This window comes from Herbaspirillum sp. VT-16-41 (genome assembly GCF_001994935.1).
In the GTDB taxonomy this organism is placed as follows: domain Bacteria; phylum Pseudomonadota; class Gammaproteobacteria; order Burkholderiales; family Burkholderiaceae_D; genus Herbaspirillum; species Herbaspirillum frisingense.
Window position 1 is genome coordinate 296607 of the sequence record NZ_MUXB01000131.1, and the last position, 14555, is coordinate 311161.

At 65.5% G+C, this 14555-nt stretch carries 13 protein-coding genes; all 13 read right to left on the reverse strand.

What is annotated here, in order from left to right:
• Window positions 1–79 precede the first annotated feature (79 nt).
• The gene (ileS, locus tag BTM36_RS21100) at window positions 80–2974 is read right to left on the reverse strand and encodes an isoleucine--tRNA ligase (RefSeq protein ID WP_077237804.1); all 2895 of its coding nucleotides are present in this window, start codon (window positions 2972–2974) and stop codon (window positions 80–82) included.
• Window positions 2975–3096: 122 nt separating this feature from the next.
• The gene (locus tag BTM36_RS21105; RefSeq protein WP_006463154.1) at window positions 3097–4074 is read right to left on the reverse strand and encodes a bifunctional riboflavin kinase/FAD synthetase; all 978 of its coding nucleotides are present in this window, start codon (window positions 4072–4074) and stop codon (window positions 3097–3099) included.
• 192 nt (window positions 4075–4266) lie between these two features.
• Window positions 4267–4971, reverse strand: coding sequence for a GntR family transcriptional regulator (locus BTM36_RS21110; protein WP_006463153.1), 705 nt, complete (start codon window positions 4969–4971; stop codon window positions 4267–4269).
• Window positions 4972–5005: 34 nt separating this feature from the next.
• The gene (hpxZ, locus tag BTM36_RS21115; RefSeq protein ID WP_006463152.1) at window positions 5006–5383 is read right to left on the reverse strand and encodes an oxalurate catabolism protein HpxZ; all 378 of its coding nucleotides are present in this window, start codon (window positions 5381–5383) and stop codon (window positions 5006–5008) included.
• Window positions 5380–6063 (reverse strand): cysteine hydrolase family protein, encoded by a 684-nt coding sequence (locus BTM36_RS21120; RefSeq protein ID WP_077237805.1) that lies wholly within the window; start codon window positions 6061–6063, stop codon window positions 5380–5382. Before BTM36_RS21120 ends, hpxZ begins: the two co-directional genes overlap by 4 nt.
• On the reverse strand, window positions 6060–7655 hold the full coding sequence (locus tag BTM36_RS21125; RefSeq protein ID WP_077237806.1) for an ABC transporter ATP-binding protein: 1596 nt from the start codon (window positions 7653–7655) through the stop codon (window positions 6060–6062). Before BTM36_RS21125 ends, BTM36_RS21120 begins: the two co-directional genes overlap by 4 nt.
• Window positions 7656–7657: 2 nt before the next feature.
• A complete protein-coding gene (locus tag BTM36_RS21130; RefSeq protein ID WP_077237807.1) occupies window positions 7658–8353 on the reverse strand; it encodes a cysteine hydrolase family protein in 696 nt (231 codons plus the stop codon).
• A gap of 35 nt (window positions 8354–8388) precedes the next feature.
• On the reverse strand, window positions 8389–9309 hold the full coding sequence (locus BTM36_RS21135) for an ABC transporter permease (protein ID WP_006463148.1): 921 nt from the start codon (window positions 9307–9309) through the stop codon (window positions 8389–8391).
• Entirely contained in the window at window positions 9302–10459 is a 1158-nt protein-coding gene (locus BTM36_RS21140; RefSeq protein WP_077237808.1) for an ABC transporter permease, read from the reverse strand. The genes BTM36_RS21135 and BTM36_RS21140 overlap by 8 nt, the downstream gene beginning before the upstream one ends.
• Before the next feature lie 22 nt (window positions 10460–10481).
• Entirely contained in the window at window positions 10482–11579 is a 1098-nt protein-coding gene (locus BTM36_RS21145; RefSeq protein WP_077237809.1) for a BMP family ABC transporter substrate-binding protein, read from the reverse strand.
• Between the two features lie 236 nt (window positions 11580–11815).
• Window positions 11816–12673 (reverse strand): ABC transporter ATP-binding protein, encoded by an 858-nt coding sequence (locus tag BTM36_RS21150; RefSeq protein WP_077237810.1) that lies wholly within the window; start codon window positions 12671–12673, stop codon window positions 11816–11818.
• The gene (locus tag BTM36_RS21155) at window positions 12670–13515 is read right to left on the reverse strand and encodes an ABC transporter permease (RefSeq protein ID WP_006463144.1); all 846 of its coding nucleotides are present in this window, start codon (window positions 13513–13515) and stop codon (window positions 12670–12672) included. The genes BTM36_RS21150 and BTM36_RS21155 overlap by 4 nt, the downstream gene beginning before the upstream one ends.
• A 7-nt stretch (window positions 13516–13522) precedes the next feature.
• Window positions 13523–14536, reverse strand: coding sequence for an ABC transporter substrate-binding protein (locus tag BTM36_RS21160; protein ID WP_077237811.1), 1014 nt, complete (start codon window positions 14534–14536; stop codon window positions 13523–13525).
• Window positions 14537–14555 lie beyond the last annotated feature (19 nt).

Here is a 14555-nt window from a genome sequence, read left to right on the forward strand (position 1 = left end):
GAGCTGCCCGCTGCGCAGAGTGCAGCGGGCAGCTTGCAAGGCCGTCCTGCTTGGATCAGGTGATCAGGCGATCAGGTCATCAGGCGAAGCGACGCTTCTCGCCCTGGCCGAACAGGTTGCTGACGCAGCGGCCGCACAGGCCGGGATGCTCGGGATGAGACCCGACATCGGCGCGATAGTGCCAGCAACGTTCACATTTCTGCTGGGTCGAGGGCGTGACCACCACGCCTTCTTCCTCGGCGCTGGCCACGCGGGTCACGCTGGCTGCGGAGGTGATGAGCACGAACTTGAGGTCTTCACCCAGGCTCTCCAGCAGATCGGCCTTCTCGCCCGACACCTTCAGTTCCACCTCGGCCTGCAGGGAAGAACCGATGCTGCCGGCGATACGCACTTCTTCCAGCTGCTTGGTGACAGCAGCGCGCACTTCGTGCAGCACTGCGAACTTGGCCAGCAGGGCCTCGGCATCGCCCACTTCCGGCAGCGCGTAGTAGGTCTGCGAGAAGATGGTCTCGCCACTGGCCTCGAAGGCTTCCTTGCCGGCAAAGAAGCCCCAGGCTTCTTCGGCGGTGAAGGACAGGATCGGTGCCATCAGGCGCAGCAGCGACTGGGTGATGTGCCACACCGCGGTCTGGGCCGAACGACGCGCCGCCGAATCCACGCCGCTGGTGTAGAGGCGATCCTTGAGGATGTCCAGGTAGAAGCCGCCCAGGTCTTCCGAGCAGTACATCTGCAGCTTGGCCACCACCGGGTGGAATTCATAGGACTCGAAGTGCGCCAGGACCTCAGCTTGCAGGCGCGCCATGTTGGCGATCGCGTAGCGGTCGATCTCCAGCAGCTCGGCCACCGGCACGGCGTGCTGCGCCGGGTCGAAGTCGGCCGTGTTGGCCAGCAGGAAGCGCAGGGTATTGCGGATGCGGCGATAGGCTTCCACCACGCGCTTCAGGATTTCGTCCGAGATCGACAGTTCGCCCGAGTAGTCGGTCGAGGCCACCCACAGGCGCAGGATTTCCGCGCCCAGCGAGTCCGAGACCTTCTGCGGGGCCACCACGTTGCCCTTGGACTTGGACATCTTCTTGCCCTCGCCATCGACCACGAAGCCGTGCGTGAGCAGGGCCTTGTAGGGCGCGCGGCCATTCAACATGGACGAGGTCAGGAGCGACGAGTGGAACCAGCCACGATGCTGGTCCGAGCCTTCCAGGTACAGGTCGGCCGGGAACTGCGACTGCTGGCGGTGCGAGCCACGCAGCACCGTCTGGTGGGTGGTGCCGGAGTCGAACCAGACATCCAGTGTGTCGCGGTTCTTGACGTAGTGCTCGGCATCCTCGCCCAGCAGTTCCTTGGGGTCCAGCGCCTGCCAGGCTTCGATGCCGCTCTTCTCGATACGCTGGGCCACCTGTTCGATCAGCTCCGGCGTACGCGGATGCAGCTCGCCCGTTTCCTTGTGCACGAAGAAGGCCATCGGCACGCCCCACTGGCGCTGGCGCGACAGGGTCCAGTCCGGACGGTTGGCGATCATGCCGTGCAGGCGTGCCTTGCCCCAGCCGGGGAAGAAGGCGGTGTCCTCGATGCCTTGCAGCGCGGTCTGGCGCAGGCTGGGGCCGCCATCCTTGGGCGTGTTGTCCATGCTGGCGAACCACTGCGAGGTGGCGCGGTAGACGATGGGGGTCTTGTGGCGCCAGCAATGCATGTAGCTGTGGTCGAACATGACCAGCTTGAACAGCGAACCCACTTCTTCCAGCTTGGCGCAGATCGGCTTGGAGGCTTCCCAGATGGTCAGGCCGGCGAACAGCGGCAGCCAGGACGCATAACGGCCATCGCCCATGACCGGGTTGAGGATGTCGTCATCCTTCATCCCGTGCGCCTTGCAGGAGATGAAGTCTTCGATACCGTAGGCCGGCGCCGAGTGCACGATGCCGGTACCGCTGTCGGCGGTCACGTATTCACCCAGGTAGACCGGCGAGAGGCGGTCGTAGCCGGCATCGGCCTTGGCCAGCGGATGGTGGAAGCGGATCAGCGAGAGCTTCTCGCCGGTGGTGGTGGCGATGATCTTGCCTTCCAGGCCGAAGCGCTGCAGGCAGGATTCGACCAGGTCCTTGGCCAGGATCAGCAGCGTGGCTTCGCCGTTGCGGCTGGTCTCGACCAGCGCGTATTCGAATTCCGGGTGGACGTTGAGCGCCTGGTTGGACGGGATGGTCCAGGGCGTGGTGGTCCAGATGACGATGTAGCCGTGGCGGGTCGGCAGGTCTGCCAGACCGAAGGCGGTGGCCAGCTTGTCGTGTTCGGCGAAGGGGAAGCCGACATCGATGGCCGGGTCGCGCTTGTCCTGGTATTCCACTTCCGCCTCGGCCAGGGCCGAGCCGCAATCGAAGCACCAGTTCACGGGCTTCAAGCCACGATAGACATAGCCCTTCTCCAGGATCGTGCCGAGCGCGCGCAGCTCATCGGCTTCGTTGGAGAAGTTCATGGTCTTGTACGGGTTGTCCCATTCACCCAGCACGCCCAGGCGTATGAAGTCGGCCTTCTGGCGCTCGATCTGCTCGCCGGCGTAGGCACGCGCCTTGGCCTGCACTTCGGCCACCGGCAGGTTCTTGCCGAACTGCTTCTCGATCTGGATTTCGATGGGCATGCCGTGGCAATCCCAGCCCGGCACGTATTGCGCGTCGAAGCCGGCCATATTGCGGGCCTTGACGATCATGTCCTTCAAGATCTTGTTGACGGCGTGGCCGATGTGGATGTCGCCATTGGCATACGGCGGACCGTCATGCAGGATGAACTTGGGACGGCCGGCCGACGCCTTGCGGATACGTTCGTAGACCTTCTTCTCCTGCCACTGCTTGACCCATTGCGGCTCGCGCTTGGCCAGGTCGCCGCGCATGGGGAAGGCGGTCTCGGTCATGTTGACCGGGTATTTGGAGGGCGCCTTGCCGGCTTTTTCCGGTTTGCCGGGTTTGGCGGAGTTGTCGTTGCTGGACATGAGAAAGCTTTCCTTGGATGCAGTTTGATTCTGGCGCCGGGCGTGCTGACATGCGCGCTGGCGAAATGCGGATGGGGCGGCTGGACGACGGCGGAAGCGCTGCTCCGGCCATCGCCCAGCGTTCAAATTCGGTCGGTGGCCGAGACGGCGAAGCCGGCGTTCTCGCGGAACCAGGCGCGGGCATGGTCGACGTCGCGGGCGATGGCGGTGGTCAGTGTGGGCAGGTCCACGTACTTTTCCTCGTCGCGCAGCTTCTGCAGGAACTCGACCCGCACCAGCTTGCCGTAGCAATCGCCCTGGAAATCCAGCAGGTGGGTTTCCAGCAGGACCCGCCCGCTGTCATCCACGGTCGGACGCACGCCCAGGCTGGCCACGGCCGGCAGCGCTTGTTCGGCCAGACCATGTACCTGTACCACGAAGATGCCCGACAGCGCCGGACGCTTGTGGCCCACGCGCATGTTCAGGGTGGGGAAGCCGATGGTGCGGCCCAGTTTCTTGCCATGGACCACGCGCCCGCTGATGGCATAGGGATGCCCCAGCAACTGGCGCGACAGGTCGAAGTCGCCCTCGGCCAGTGCCGCCCGCACGGCGGAAGAAGAGATGCGCACACCGGCATTGGTCACCGTCGGCAGGGCATGGACCTCGAAGCCATGCTGGCGGCCGGCCTCGATCAGGGTGTCCAGGGTACCGGCGCGGCGCGCGCCGAAGCAGAAGTCGTCGCCCACCATCAGCCAGCGCACATGCAGGCCCTGTACCAGGATCTTCTCGATGAAGTCCTGCGGGGAGAGCGCGGCGAAGTGGCTGCCGAAATGCTCCACGACCACGCGGTCGATGCCGGAGTCGGCCAGCGATTGCAGCTTGTCGCGCAGGTTGGCGATGCGCGCCGGGGCGCGTTCAGGGGTGCCGGCCAGCTGGGCGAAGAATTCACGCGGATGCGGTTCGAAGGTCATCACCGCCGCGTCCAGGCCCAGTTTGCCGGCGGCCTCGCGCACGCGTGCCAGCAGGGCCTGGTGGCCCAGATGCACGCCGTCGAAATTGCCGATGGTCAGCGCGCACGGGGCGCGCGATTCGGCTGTGGGAAGTCCGCGAAATACCTTCATTGAGCCGCTGTTGAGATGCGCTGTTACAAAAGCCTTCCATTATAAATGGTTTCGGAGGCTTTCCCTGATTTGGTGGCGGGATCGGGGCGATCAAGCGCCTGCTTGCGCATCTCAGGAAGGTTTTTCACATTTCTCAATAGAAATATTGCTTTTCGTGCATGCCTGGCAAGTCTTGTCTCGGCCTGGCCAAGTTCAGCGCAGGGCCGGCACCGCTTCCGGCTCCTGCAACTGGCGCGCCTCGGCCAGCATCCAGATGGTGATCTTGCGCACCTCCAGCTTGCTCTGGGTGATGTGGGCGCGCAGCAGGATCTGTGCCTCGGTGGCGCGACGCTTGGCCACCAGCTGCAGGATCTTGCCGTGTTCCTCGTAGGTGGCATCGACGCGCTTCTTCTTGAGGAAGTCCAGGCGGCGCACGATGCGGATCTTTTCGGTGACCTCGGTATGGACCCGGGTCATCTCGTGGTTGCCGGCGGCGGCCACCAGGTTGGTATGGAAGGCTTCATCCAGTTCGGCCACCTGCACCGCGTCGGCGAGCCGGTCTTCCGGCTGCACCAGCCAGATCGCGTTCAGCTGTTCCAGGCCGGCGCCGGGCTCTTCCTGGCTGCACAGCTTTTCCAGCGCCGCCATCTCCAGCACGATGCGCAGGTCGTAGAGATTGTCGAGCCGGTCGAAATCGATGGGGCAGACCTTCCAGCCGCGCCGGAAGCCCACCTCCAGATAGCCCTCGCGCTGCAGCCGGAACAGCGCATCCCGTAGTGGCGTGCGCGATACGCCCTGGCGCTGCGCCATCTCGGTCTCGGTGAAATTGTCGCCGGGCAGCAGGCGGAAGCTGAAGATGTCGTCTTTGATCCGGTGATAGACCTGTTCGGCGAGCGGATTGGCAACGGTGACGGTCATGGCGCGGGCATTCTGGTGTTCTCGGGAGGCGGTCTCATGCCATCAGGCTGACGTGGGCGGCGACGATGCGCCAGCCTTCTTCCATGCGGACCCAGGTCTGCATCTGACGGCCGATCCGGTCGGACGTGTGGTCCGTGAATTCGGTGGAGACGGTAGCATAGTCGGTGCCGAAGGTAGTGACAACGGTACGCTGCAGCTTGCGCGAGGCCGGTACCGGGGTGCAGGTCTTGCGGTACTGGCGGATCGCTTCGCCACCCAGCAGCACCTCGCCCACGCCATAGCGCACCGTCTGCGGCGCATACCAGAACCAGCGGTCCAGGGTGGGGATGTCATTGACCAGCAAGGCGTATTCGTAATCGGTGAAGGCCTGTTCGACCTCGGCCACCACATGGGGCAGGTTCACTTGCATCATGGATTGTCTCCTGTGTAGGCAGCCACGCCGGCCTGCAGTTGTGCCAGCGGGGCACGCCAGCCGACGATGCCGCCCTGGGCCGTCAGCATCTCCAGCGTGGTGCGATGGAAGTCGGGGAAGTAGCTGGCGCAGGCATCCTCGATCACCAGGCATTCGTAGCCACGGTCATTGGCCTCGCGCACCGAGGTCTGCACGCAGACCTCGGTGGTCACGCCGGCCACCAGCAGGTGGGTGATGCGACGCTCCTGCAGTTGTGCATGCAGGTCGGTGGCGTAAAAGGCGCCCTTGCCGGGTTTGTCGATGACCAGTTCGCCCTCCACCGGCGCCAGTTGCGGCAGGATCTGGTTGCCCGGCTCGCCTTGCACCAGGATGCGGCCCATCGGCCCGACATCGCCGATGCCCAGCGTCGGGTTGCCGCGCAGGCGCTTGGAGCGCGGGCAATCCGACAGGTCCGGCAGGTGCGATTCGCGGGTATGCACCACCAGCATGCCGGCCTCGCGTGCCAGCTGCAGCAGCGCCGCCACGGTCGGCACGATGGCCGCCAGCGGCCGCACGTCATTGCCGAGGGCGCTGCCGAAGCCGCCTTCCTCGATGAAGTCGCGCTGCATGTCGATCACCACCAGCGCCGTGCTGCGCGGGTGGAACTGGTAAGGGTAGGGCGTGGCGTCGATACGGATCATGCGGCCTCGGCGTGAGTGGGTTGTTCGGAGTGGCCCGCCATCCAGCGGCCCAGCGCGGCGCGGTCGGCGCCCCGGGTGGCGACGTCCTGCGCCACATGCACGATGCGGCCTTCGGTCATCACCAGGATGCGGTCGGACAGCTCCAGCAATTCGTCCAGGTCTTCGCTCACCAGCAACACCGCTGCTCCGCGTGCGCGGGCTTGCAGCAGGCGGGCGTGGATGTCGGCCACCGAGGCGAAGTCCAGGCCGAACACCGGGTTGGCCACGATCAGTACATTGGGCGCCGTGGCGTTGTCGCCGTGATTGGCGTCGCCAGCGGCCGCATGCTCGCCCAGTTCGCGGGCCAGCACGGCGCGCTGCACGTTGCCACCGGAGAGCGTGCCGATGGCGCGTTCCGGCAACGGCGGCTTGACGTTGAAGGCGCTGATGAGCGATTGCGCCTGGCGCTTCATGGCGGCGCGGTCGATGCGCCAGCCACCGCGCTTGAAGGGAGCGACGTCGAAGTTGCGCAGCGCCATGTTCTCGGCCACGCTCATGCCCGGGATGCAGGCATTGCGCAGCGGTTCTTCCGGCAACGCGAACACGCGCAGGCGGCGCATCTCGGCACGGGTGGCGGCGTAGGGCGCACCGGCCACGTGGATCTCGCCCTGCAGGTGACGGCGCTGGCCCAGCAGGGCTTCCACCAGTTCCTTCTGGCCATTGCCGGAGATGCCGGCCAGCCCCACGATCTCGCCCTGCCTGACCTGCAACGACAAGGCGCGCACGGCCGCCACGCCACGATCATTGTTGACCGTGAGATCGCGTACCTCCAGTCCCACCGACGCCTGCGCCGGCACCGCAGGGCGCGCCACCTGCGCCTTTTCCTGGCGGGCATGGCCCATCATCCAGTGCGCCAGCTCGTCCGGGCTGGTATCGGCCACGCGGGCGCTGCCCACCAGCCGGCCCTTGCGCAGTACGGTGACATCGTCCGCATAGGCGCTCACTTCATGGAACTTGTGGGTGATCATCAGCACCGTCAGCTCCTGCTGGCGGGTCAGCGCGTGCATCAGGCCCAGCACTTCGTCGGCCTCCTGGGGCGTGAGCACCGAGGTCGGCTCATCCAGGATCAGGAAGCGGCGCCGCAGATAGAGTTGCTTGAGGATTTCCAGCTTCTGTTTTTCGCCGGCCGACAGGCTGCTCACCGGCCGGTCCAGCGCCAGCCGGAAGGGCATGCGCGCCATGAATTCTTCCAGCGCCGCGCGTTCGCTGCCCCAGCGGATGCGCCAGGGCAGGTCGCCCCGTGCCAGCAGCAGGTTTTCAGCCACGTTCAGGCTGGGCGCCAGCGTGAAGTGCTGGTAGACCATGCCGATGCCCAACTGGCTGGGAGTGCGCGCGCCACGGATGTCCACCTCGCGCCGGTCGGCCATCACGCTGCCCTGGTCGAGCGGGCTATACCCCACCAGTCCCTTGACCAGCGTGCTCTTGCCGGCGCCGTTCTCCCCCAGCAGGGCATGGATGGTGCCGGCACGAATCTTCAGCGACACCTCGTCCAGCGCCCGGAAGCTGCCGAAGGACTTGCCGGCGCCGAGGATTTCCAGCTCAAGCGCGTGCATGATCAGGCCCCGATCACATCGATCAGCGCGGCCGAATCCGAGACCGCGCCGAAGACGCCACCCTGCATCTTGATCATCGACAGCGCTGCCAGGTGGTTGTTGTGGTCGGTGGCGCCACAGCAGTCGGACAGCATCACGCATTCGAAGCCACGGTCATTGGCCTCGCGCATGGTGGTGTGGACGCAGACATCGGTAGTGATGCCGGTCAGCACGATGTTGCGGATGCCCCGGGTGTGCAGGATCATTTCCAGGTCGGTGGCGCAGAAGGAGCCTTTGCCGGGTTTGTCGATGATGATCTCGCCGGCGATGGGCGCCAGTTCCGGGATGATTTCCCAGCCCGGCTCGCCGCGCACCAGGATGCGGCCGCAGGGACCGGCGTCGCCGATGCCCACGCCATTGGTACCGATCTGGCGCGAGCGCCAGCGCTTGTTGGCAGGCAGGTCGGAGAGATCGGGGCGGTGGCCTTCGCGGGTGTGGATGATGGTGTAGCCACCGGCGCGCATGGCAGCCAGCACGCGCTTGATCGGCTCGATGGGCGCGCGCGTGAGCGAGAGGTCGTAACCCATCTTGTCGACGTAACCGCCGATGCCGCAGAAATCGGTCTGCATGTCGATGACGATGAGCGCGGTATTGGCCGGGGTCAGGGCGCCATCGTAGGGCCAGGCGTAGGGTTCGGCCTTGATGAAGAGTTCGGACATGGTGGCTCCTAGCTTGATTATCGGGATTGTCGGAATTATCGGGTCAGGCTCAGTTCGCCCGGGGCGCTGGAGAGCGTGCGGTCGGGACGGCAGGTGAGGATCATGATCAAGAGCGTCAGCGCATAGGGCGCCGCATTGAAGAGGTAGTAACCGGAGGTCACGCCCACCGCCTGCAACGCCGGGCCCAGCGCGCCGGCCGCACCGAACAGCAGTGCCGCCAGCAGGCAGCGCCAGGGTTGCCAGCGCGCGAAGATCACCAGCGCCACTGCCATCAGGCCCTGGCCGCTGGAGAGACCTTCGTTCCAGCTGCCGGGGTAGTACAGCGACAGATAGGCACCGCCCACCGCTGCCAGGAAGCCGCCTGCGGCGGTGGCGGCGATACGCGTGCCGGTCAGGCGATAACCCAGGGCGCGGGCGGTTTCGGCATGGTCGCCCACCAGCCGCAGCGCCAGGCCCCAGCGCGTGGCCGACAGACCCCACTGCAGCAGCAGGGCCAGCGCCACGCCGACGAAGAACAGCGCATTGATCTGCAGGGCGTGGTGCAAGCGCTCATTGCTGCTCCAGGCGCCCAGGTCGATGGAAGGCAGCATCGGCGCCTGCGGCTGGATGAAGGGCTTGCCCAGGAAGAAGGCCAGGCCGGTGCCCAGCAGCATCAAGGCAATGCCGAAGGCGATGTCGTTGACCCGTGGCAGCGAGCACACCACCCCGTGCAGCACCCCCAGCAGCAAGCCCGAGCAGCCCGCCGCCAGCACCCCCAGCCAGGCCGAGCCGGTGTAGAAGGAGGCCGCATAGCCGGTCATGGCGCCGCAGACCAGGATGCCTTCCAGCCCCAGGTTCACGCGTCCGCCTTTTTCGGTGAGGCATTCGCCCAGGCTGACGAAGAGGAAGGGTGTGCCGACCCGGATCGCTCCGGCGAACAGCGCCAGCAGCAGGGTCGCATAGTCGAAGTCATGCATGGCGGGACTCCTTGCTCGGGAGGGTTGGCGCCGCCTGCTGCCAGCGCAGCTTCAGGGCGGCCAGGCGGCCGGTGATGGATTCCCAGGCCAGCAGGTTGCAGAACAGCAGGCCCTGCAGCACCAGCGTGGTGGCGTCGGGCAGGTCCAGTCGGCGTTGCAGCAGGCTGCCGCTGGCTTCCACGCCACCGATGACGATTGCGCAGACAATGATGGCCAGCGGATTCTGGCGCGCCGCGAAGGCCACCAGGATGCCCGAGAAACCATAGCCGGCCAGCAGCGCACTGGTGGCGCTGCCTTGCACCGCGCTGACCTCGAACATGCCCGCCAGGCCGGCCGCCGCGCCCCCCAGCGCGCAGGCCGTGAGCACCAGGCGATTGACCGACAGCCCCACCAGCCGTGCCGTGCGCACATTGCCGCCCACTACGCCCATGGCAAAGCCGGACACGCTATGGCGCAGGAACACCCAGGCCGCGATACAGGCGATGGCGCCCCAGGCCAGGCCCCAATGCACTTCCAGCCCCGGCAGCGAACCCACCAGGTAGGGATCCGGCAAGGGCAGGGTGGAGGGCTTGTTCAGGCTGGCCGGGTCGCGCAGCGGGCCTTCCACCAGATGCTTGAACACCGCCACGGCGAGATAGGACAGCAACAGGCTGGAGATCGTCTCGTTGACACCGCGCCACTGGCGCAGCCCACCGCACAGGGCGATCCACAGGCCACCGGCCAGCATGGCGGCGCCGGCCATGAGCACCAGCATCACCAGCGCCGGCAGGCCCGGCAGCAGTTGCGGCATCACCGCCGCCGCCAGTCCGCCCAGCGCCAGTGCGCCCTCGCCACCGATGACGATCAGGCCCACCCGCGCCGGCAAGGCCACGCACAGGGCAGTCAGCAGCAGGGGCGCGGCACGTTGCAAGGTGTTTTGCCAGGCGAACAGGGTACCGAAGGCACCTTGGTAGATCAGCAGGCAGGCATCGCCTGCCGGCTTGCCTTGCACCAGCAGGAACAGCACGAACAACAGCAGCGTGCCGGCCAGGGCGCACAAGGTCGGCAGGGCCGGCGCCACGCCATTGAGCAGGGCCGACCGCAGCCTGCGCCAGGGCGAGGCCGTCGGACCGGTCGGCGCAGCCACGCCGGGAGCGGGGAGGGTAGTCATGGTGCCGTCCTGCGTGCTCGCGTCAGACCTGGCCGACCACGCCGGCCACCAGGTAATTCATCTTCTCCAGCGCCACATCGGTCTGGACCTGGGTGGTGCCGGCCGGGATCACGGTATTGCCCTTGTTGTCCTTGATCGGTCCCTTGAAGATCTGGAACTTGCCGGCCAGCATCTGGGCCTTGATGTCGTCCGCCTTCTTCTTGGCCGGGGCGCTCACGGCTGCGCCATAGGCCGACATCTTCACGAAGTTGTCCTTCAGGCCGCCGCGCAGGAAGTTGATCATGGGCTTGCCTTCCAGCGTGGCCTTGACGATCTCGGTATAGGGCGTGGCCCAGTTCCACTCGGCGCCGGTGAGATAGCCCTTGGGCGCCAGCGAAGCCTGGCTGGCGTGATAGCCGGTGGTCATGATGCCGCGCTTCTCGGCGGTCTCGACGATCACCTTGGGGCCGTCGACGTGGCAGGTGATGACGTCGCAACCCTGGTCGATGAGGCTGTTGGCGGCTTCGGCTTCCTTCACCGGCAGCGACCAGTCACCGGTGAAGATGACGTGGCAGGTGATGGCGGGATCGACCGACTGCGCGCCCAGGGTGAAGGCGTTGATATTGCGCAGTACCTGCGGAATGGGCTTGGCGGCGATGAAGGCCAGCTTCTTGCTCTTGCTCATGTGGCCGGCCACTACGCCGGAAAGGTATTCGCACTCCTCGATGTAGCCGAAGAAGCTGCCCACGTTCATCGGGTGCTTGCCGGCGGTCCACAGGCCGCCACAGTGGGCGATGCGCACCTTGGGATATTTCTCGGCGATCTTCAGGACATGCGGGTCGAAGTAGCCGAAGGAGGTCGGGAACAGCAGGGTGGCGCCATCCTGCTGGATCATGGCTTCCATGGTCTTTTGCACGGCCACGGTCTCGGGGACCTTTTCTTCTTCGATCACCTTCACGCCCGGCATCTTCTTGATGATGGCGGCGGCTTGCGCATGCGACTGGTTGTAGCCGAAGTCATCGCGCGCGCCGACATAGATGAAGCCCACGGTCAGGGGACCCGCAGCCAGCAGGTCAAGCGGGAAGGCGGCGCCCAGGGCGGCGGCTCCGGACAGTTTCAGAAAATCGCGGCGGTTTTTCATGTTGTTGCGCTCCAGTCAGAACGTGGGTGGTTGGGAATGGCAATATCGCTCGGGGTAATTTGCAGTGCCTGCTGTCAACACTAACTGCGGCCTGACTACTGGCTACTGGCCGTTCGGACTGAGTAGGCCCTTCAGGGCCGTATCGAAGGCGCGCCTTCGATACGCGGCGTGGCCGCTACTCAGGACGAACGGGAGTCACGGCGCCCTTTCTCGAAACAATCGTCTTCTTGCATTGCTCAGGACAGCGCCAGTGTCCCCGGCGCCTGCATCCGCGCCGGTTTGCGCACTTCGCGCTGGAAGATTTCCATGGACAGCTTCTTGGCCGCGATGAAGCCCGCCTGCGACAGCGTCTCCACCGTGCGCGGTCGCGCATCCTGGTAATGCAAGATGTCTGCCACCGCCGTCGGGCGCTTGGTCAGCAGCAGGATCTGGTCGGCCAGATAGACCGCTTCTTCCAGGTCGTGCGAGACCAGGACCATGGTGGTGCCGGTCTGCATGAAGACCTGCTGCAGCTTTTCGCGGATGAACAGCGTCATCTCGAAATCCAGTGCCGAGAAGGGTTCGTCCAGGAACAGCACTTCCGGCCCCGGCGCCAGGGCGCGCATGATGGAGGCGGTCTGCTGCTGGCCGCCGGACAGTTCGTAGGGATAGCGCATGAGGTCGAACTTGACGTCGAAGGACGCCACCAGTTCATCGACCCGGTGCTTGATCTCGGCCTTGGACTTGCCTTCCAGCTTCAGGGGATAGGCAATGTTGTCGATGGTGCGCAGCCAGGGGAACATGGCATCGCGGTAGTTCTGGAACACGTAGCCGATCTTGGTCTGGGCCAGCGACTTGCCGTCGAACAGGATCTGGCCGGCGTCGATGGGGATCAGCCCGGCGATCATGTTGATCAGCGTGGACTTGCCGCAGCCATTGGGGCCGAAGACCGAGACGATCTGGTGCTTGGGGATGTCCAGGTCGAAATTCTCGTACAGGGGCCAGCCGGCGAAATGCTTGGTCAGGCCGCGAATGGTGATATGGGTGCCTGGCGGCCCGGGAACGAACGGGGTTTCCGGGGGCAGGTCGATCTTGGGACTGATGACGACGCTCATCTTCCGCTCCAGTGGACGATACGTTTTTCGATGATGATGAAGACCACGTTCAGCACGTAACCGAGGGCGCCGGCCGAGAGGATGGCGGCATACATCTCGCGTACGTTGAGGACCTGCTGGGTGTCGATGATGCGGTGACCCAGGCCGTTCTCGGAGCCGATGAACATCTCCGCCACGATCACGATCACCAGCGCCATCGAGACCGCGCTGCGCAGACCCACGAAGGTGGCCTGCAGGCTTTCCCACAGCAGCACGTCGCAGAAGATGCGCCAGCGTGACGCCCCCATCACCTTGGCCGCCATGACGCGCTGCTTGCGCGCATTGAGCACGCCATAGGCGCTGTTGAAGAGCACGATCAGGAAAGCGCCGAAGGCAGCGATGGCGACCTTGTTGATGTCGGAGACGCCGAAGATCAGCAGGAACAACGGGATCAGCGCCGACGACGGTGTGGAACGGAAGAAGTCGATCAGGAATTCCACGCTGCGGTAGGCGCGTTCATTGCTGCCCAACAGCACCCCGATGGGGACCCCCAGCACCATGGCAATGACAAAGGCCTCCAGCGTGCGCACCACCGTGACGCTGAAGTCCATCAGCAGCGGTCCGCCGGCCAGGCCCTTGAGCATGGCCATGAGCGTGGCTTCGGGCGGCGGCAGCAGGATCGCCTTGATCCAGCCGGCGCGCACCACCAGGTCCCACACCACGAACAACGCGATGGGGCCGACGATGGGCAAGAGCCGGCCCAGCGCCGGACGCTTGCGCACGACGGTTGGCGGGGGTGGGGGCGAGGTCGCCGTGGGCTTGCTGGCGGCCACGGTCACGGAAGGAGCGACGGTCTCGTTCATGATGGCCTCAGCCCTTGTAGATCAGGTTGTCGACCACGATGCGCTGCGAGAACACACCCTTCTCGACGAACAGGTCGTAGAACTTCTGGAAGTAGGCGATATCGCTGGGCTTGAACTCGTTGTAGAGCATGTAGGCCGCCAGCGGCACTTCATTGGTGAGCGAACCCTCGATGGCGGTATAGCCCTTGAGGTAGGTGCGCGCCTGGTCGGGCTTGCTGCGCACCAGTTCGATGCCACGTGCATAGGCTGTGATGTATTTGCGGGCCACTTCGGGATGTTTCTTGATGAATTCCGTGGTCAGCGCTGCCGCACCGCCATGCCAGGGCGCCATCGGGTCGCCCAGGATGTACTTGGCGATCACGCCCGCTTCCAGCACGCGGGTGGTGTTGTTCATGCGGCCGACGGTGCCGGTGGGTTCCAGCGTATAGGCGGCATCGACCTGGCCGGCCGCCAGCGAGGCAACGTGCTGGCCGATGGGCAGTTCCACCACGGTAGCGCCGGCGGCGCCGGCCCGTTCCAGCACGGTCTTGGCCAGCGTGACGTTCTGGATGCCGGGGCCGGAGGCGACCTTCTTGCCCTTCAATTCGGCAATCGATTTGACCGGGCTGTCCTTGGGGACGAGGAATTCATCGAGCACGTACTTGGCATTGCTGGGATTGGTGGCGAAGATCTTGAACAGGCCCGGCTGCGCGATCTCGCCGATGGCCAGGTTGCCGGCGCCGGTGCCATTGGCCGAGCCATCGGCACGGCCGGCCAGCATGGCTTCCATCACCTGCTGGGCACCGGCGAACTTGATGGCCTGCACTTCCAGCCCGGCTTCCTTGAAATAGCCCGCTTCCACGGCGGCGTAGAAGGGCAGGCCGGCGGCCACCGGCCAGTAGCCGATGCGGATCGGCGGCGTCTGCGCGCGCAGGATGGCCGGGGCGCCAGCGATGGCGGCGCCCGCCGCCACCACGCCGGCCCTGGCGATGAAGCGGCGGCGGTTGGTGTCCTGCAGGGGGGAGAGGGTGTTCTTTTTCATGAGCAGCTCCGTGGTAAGG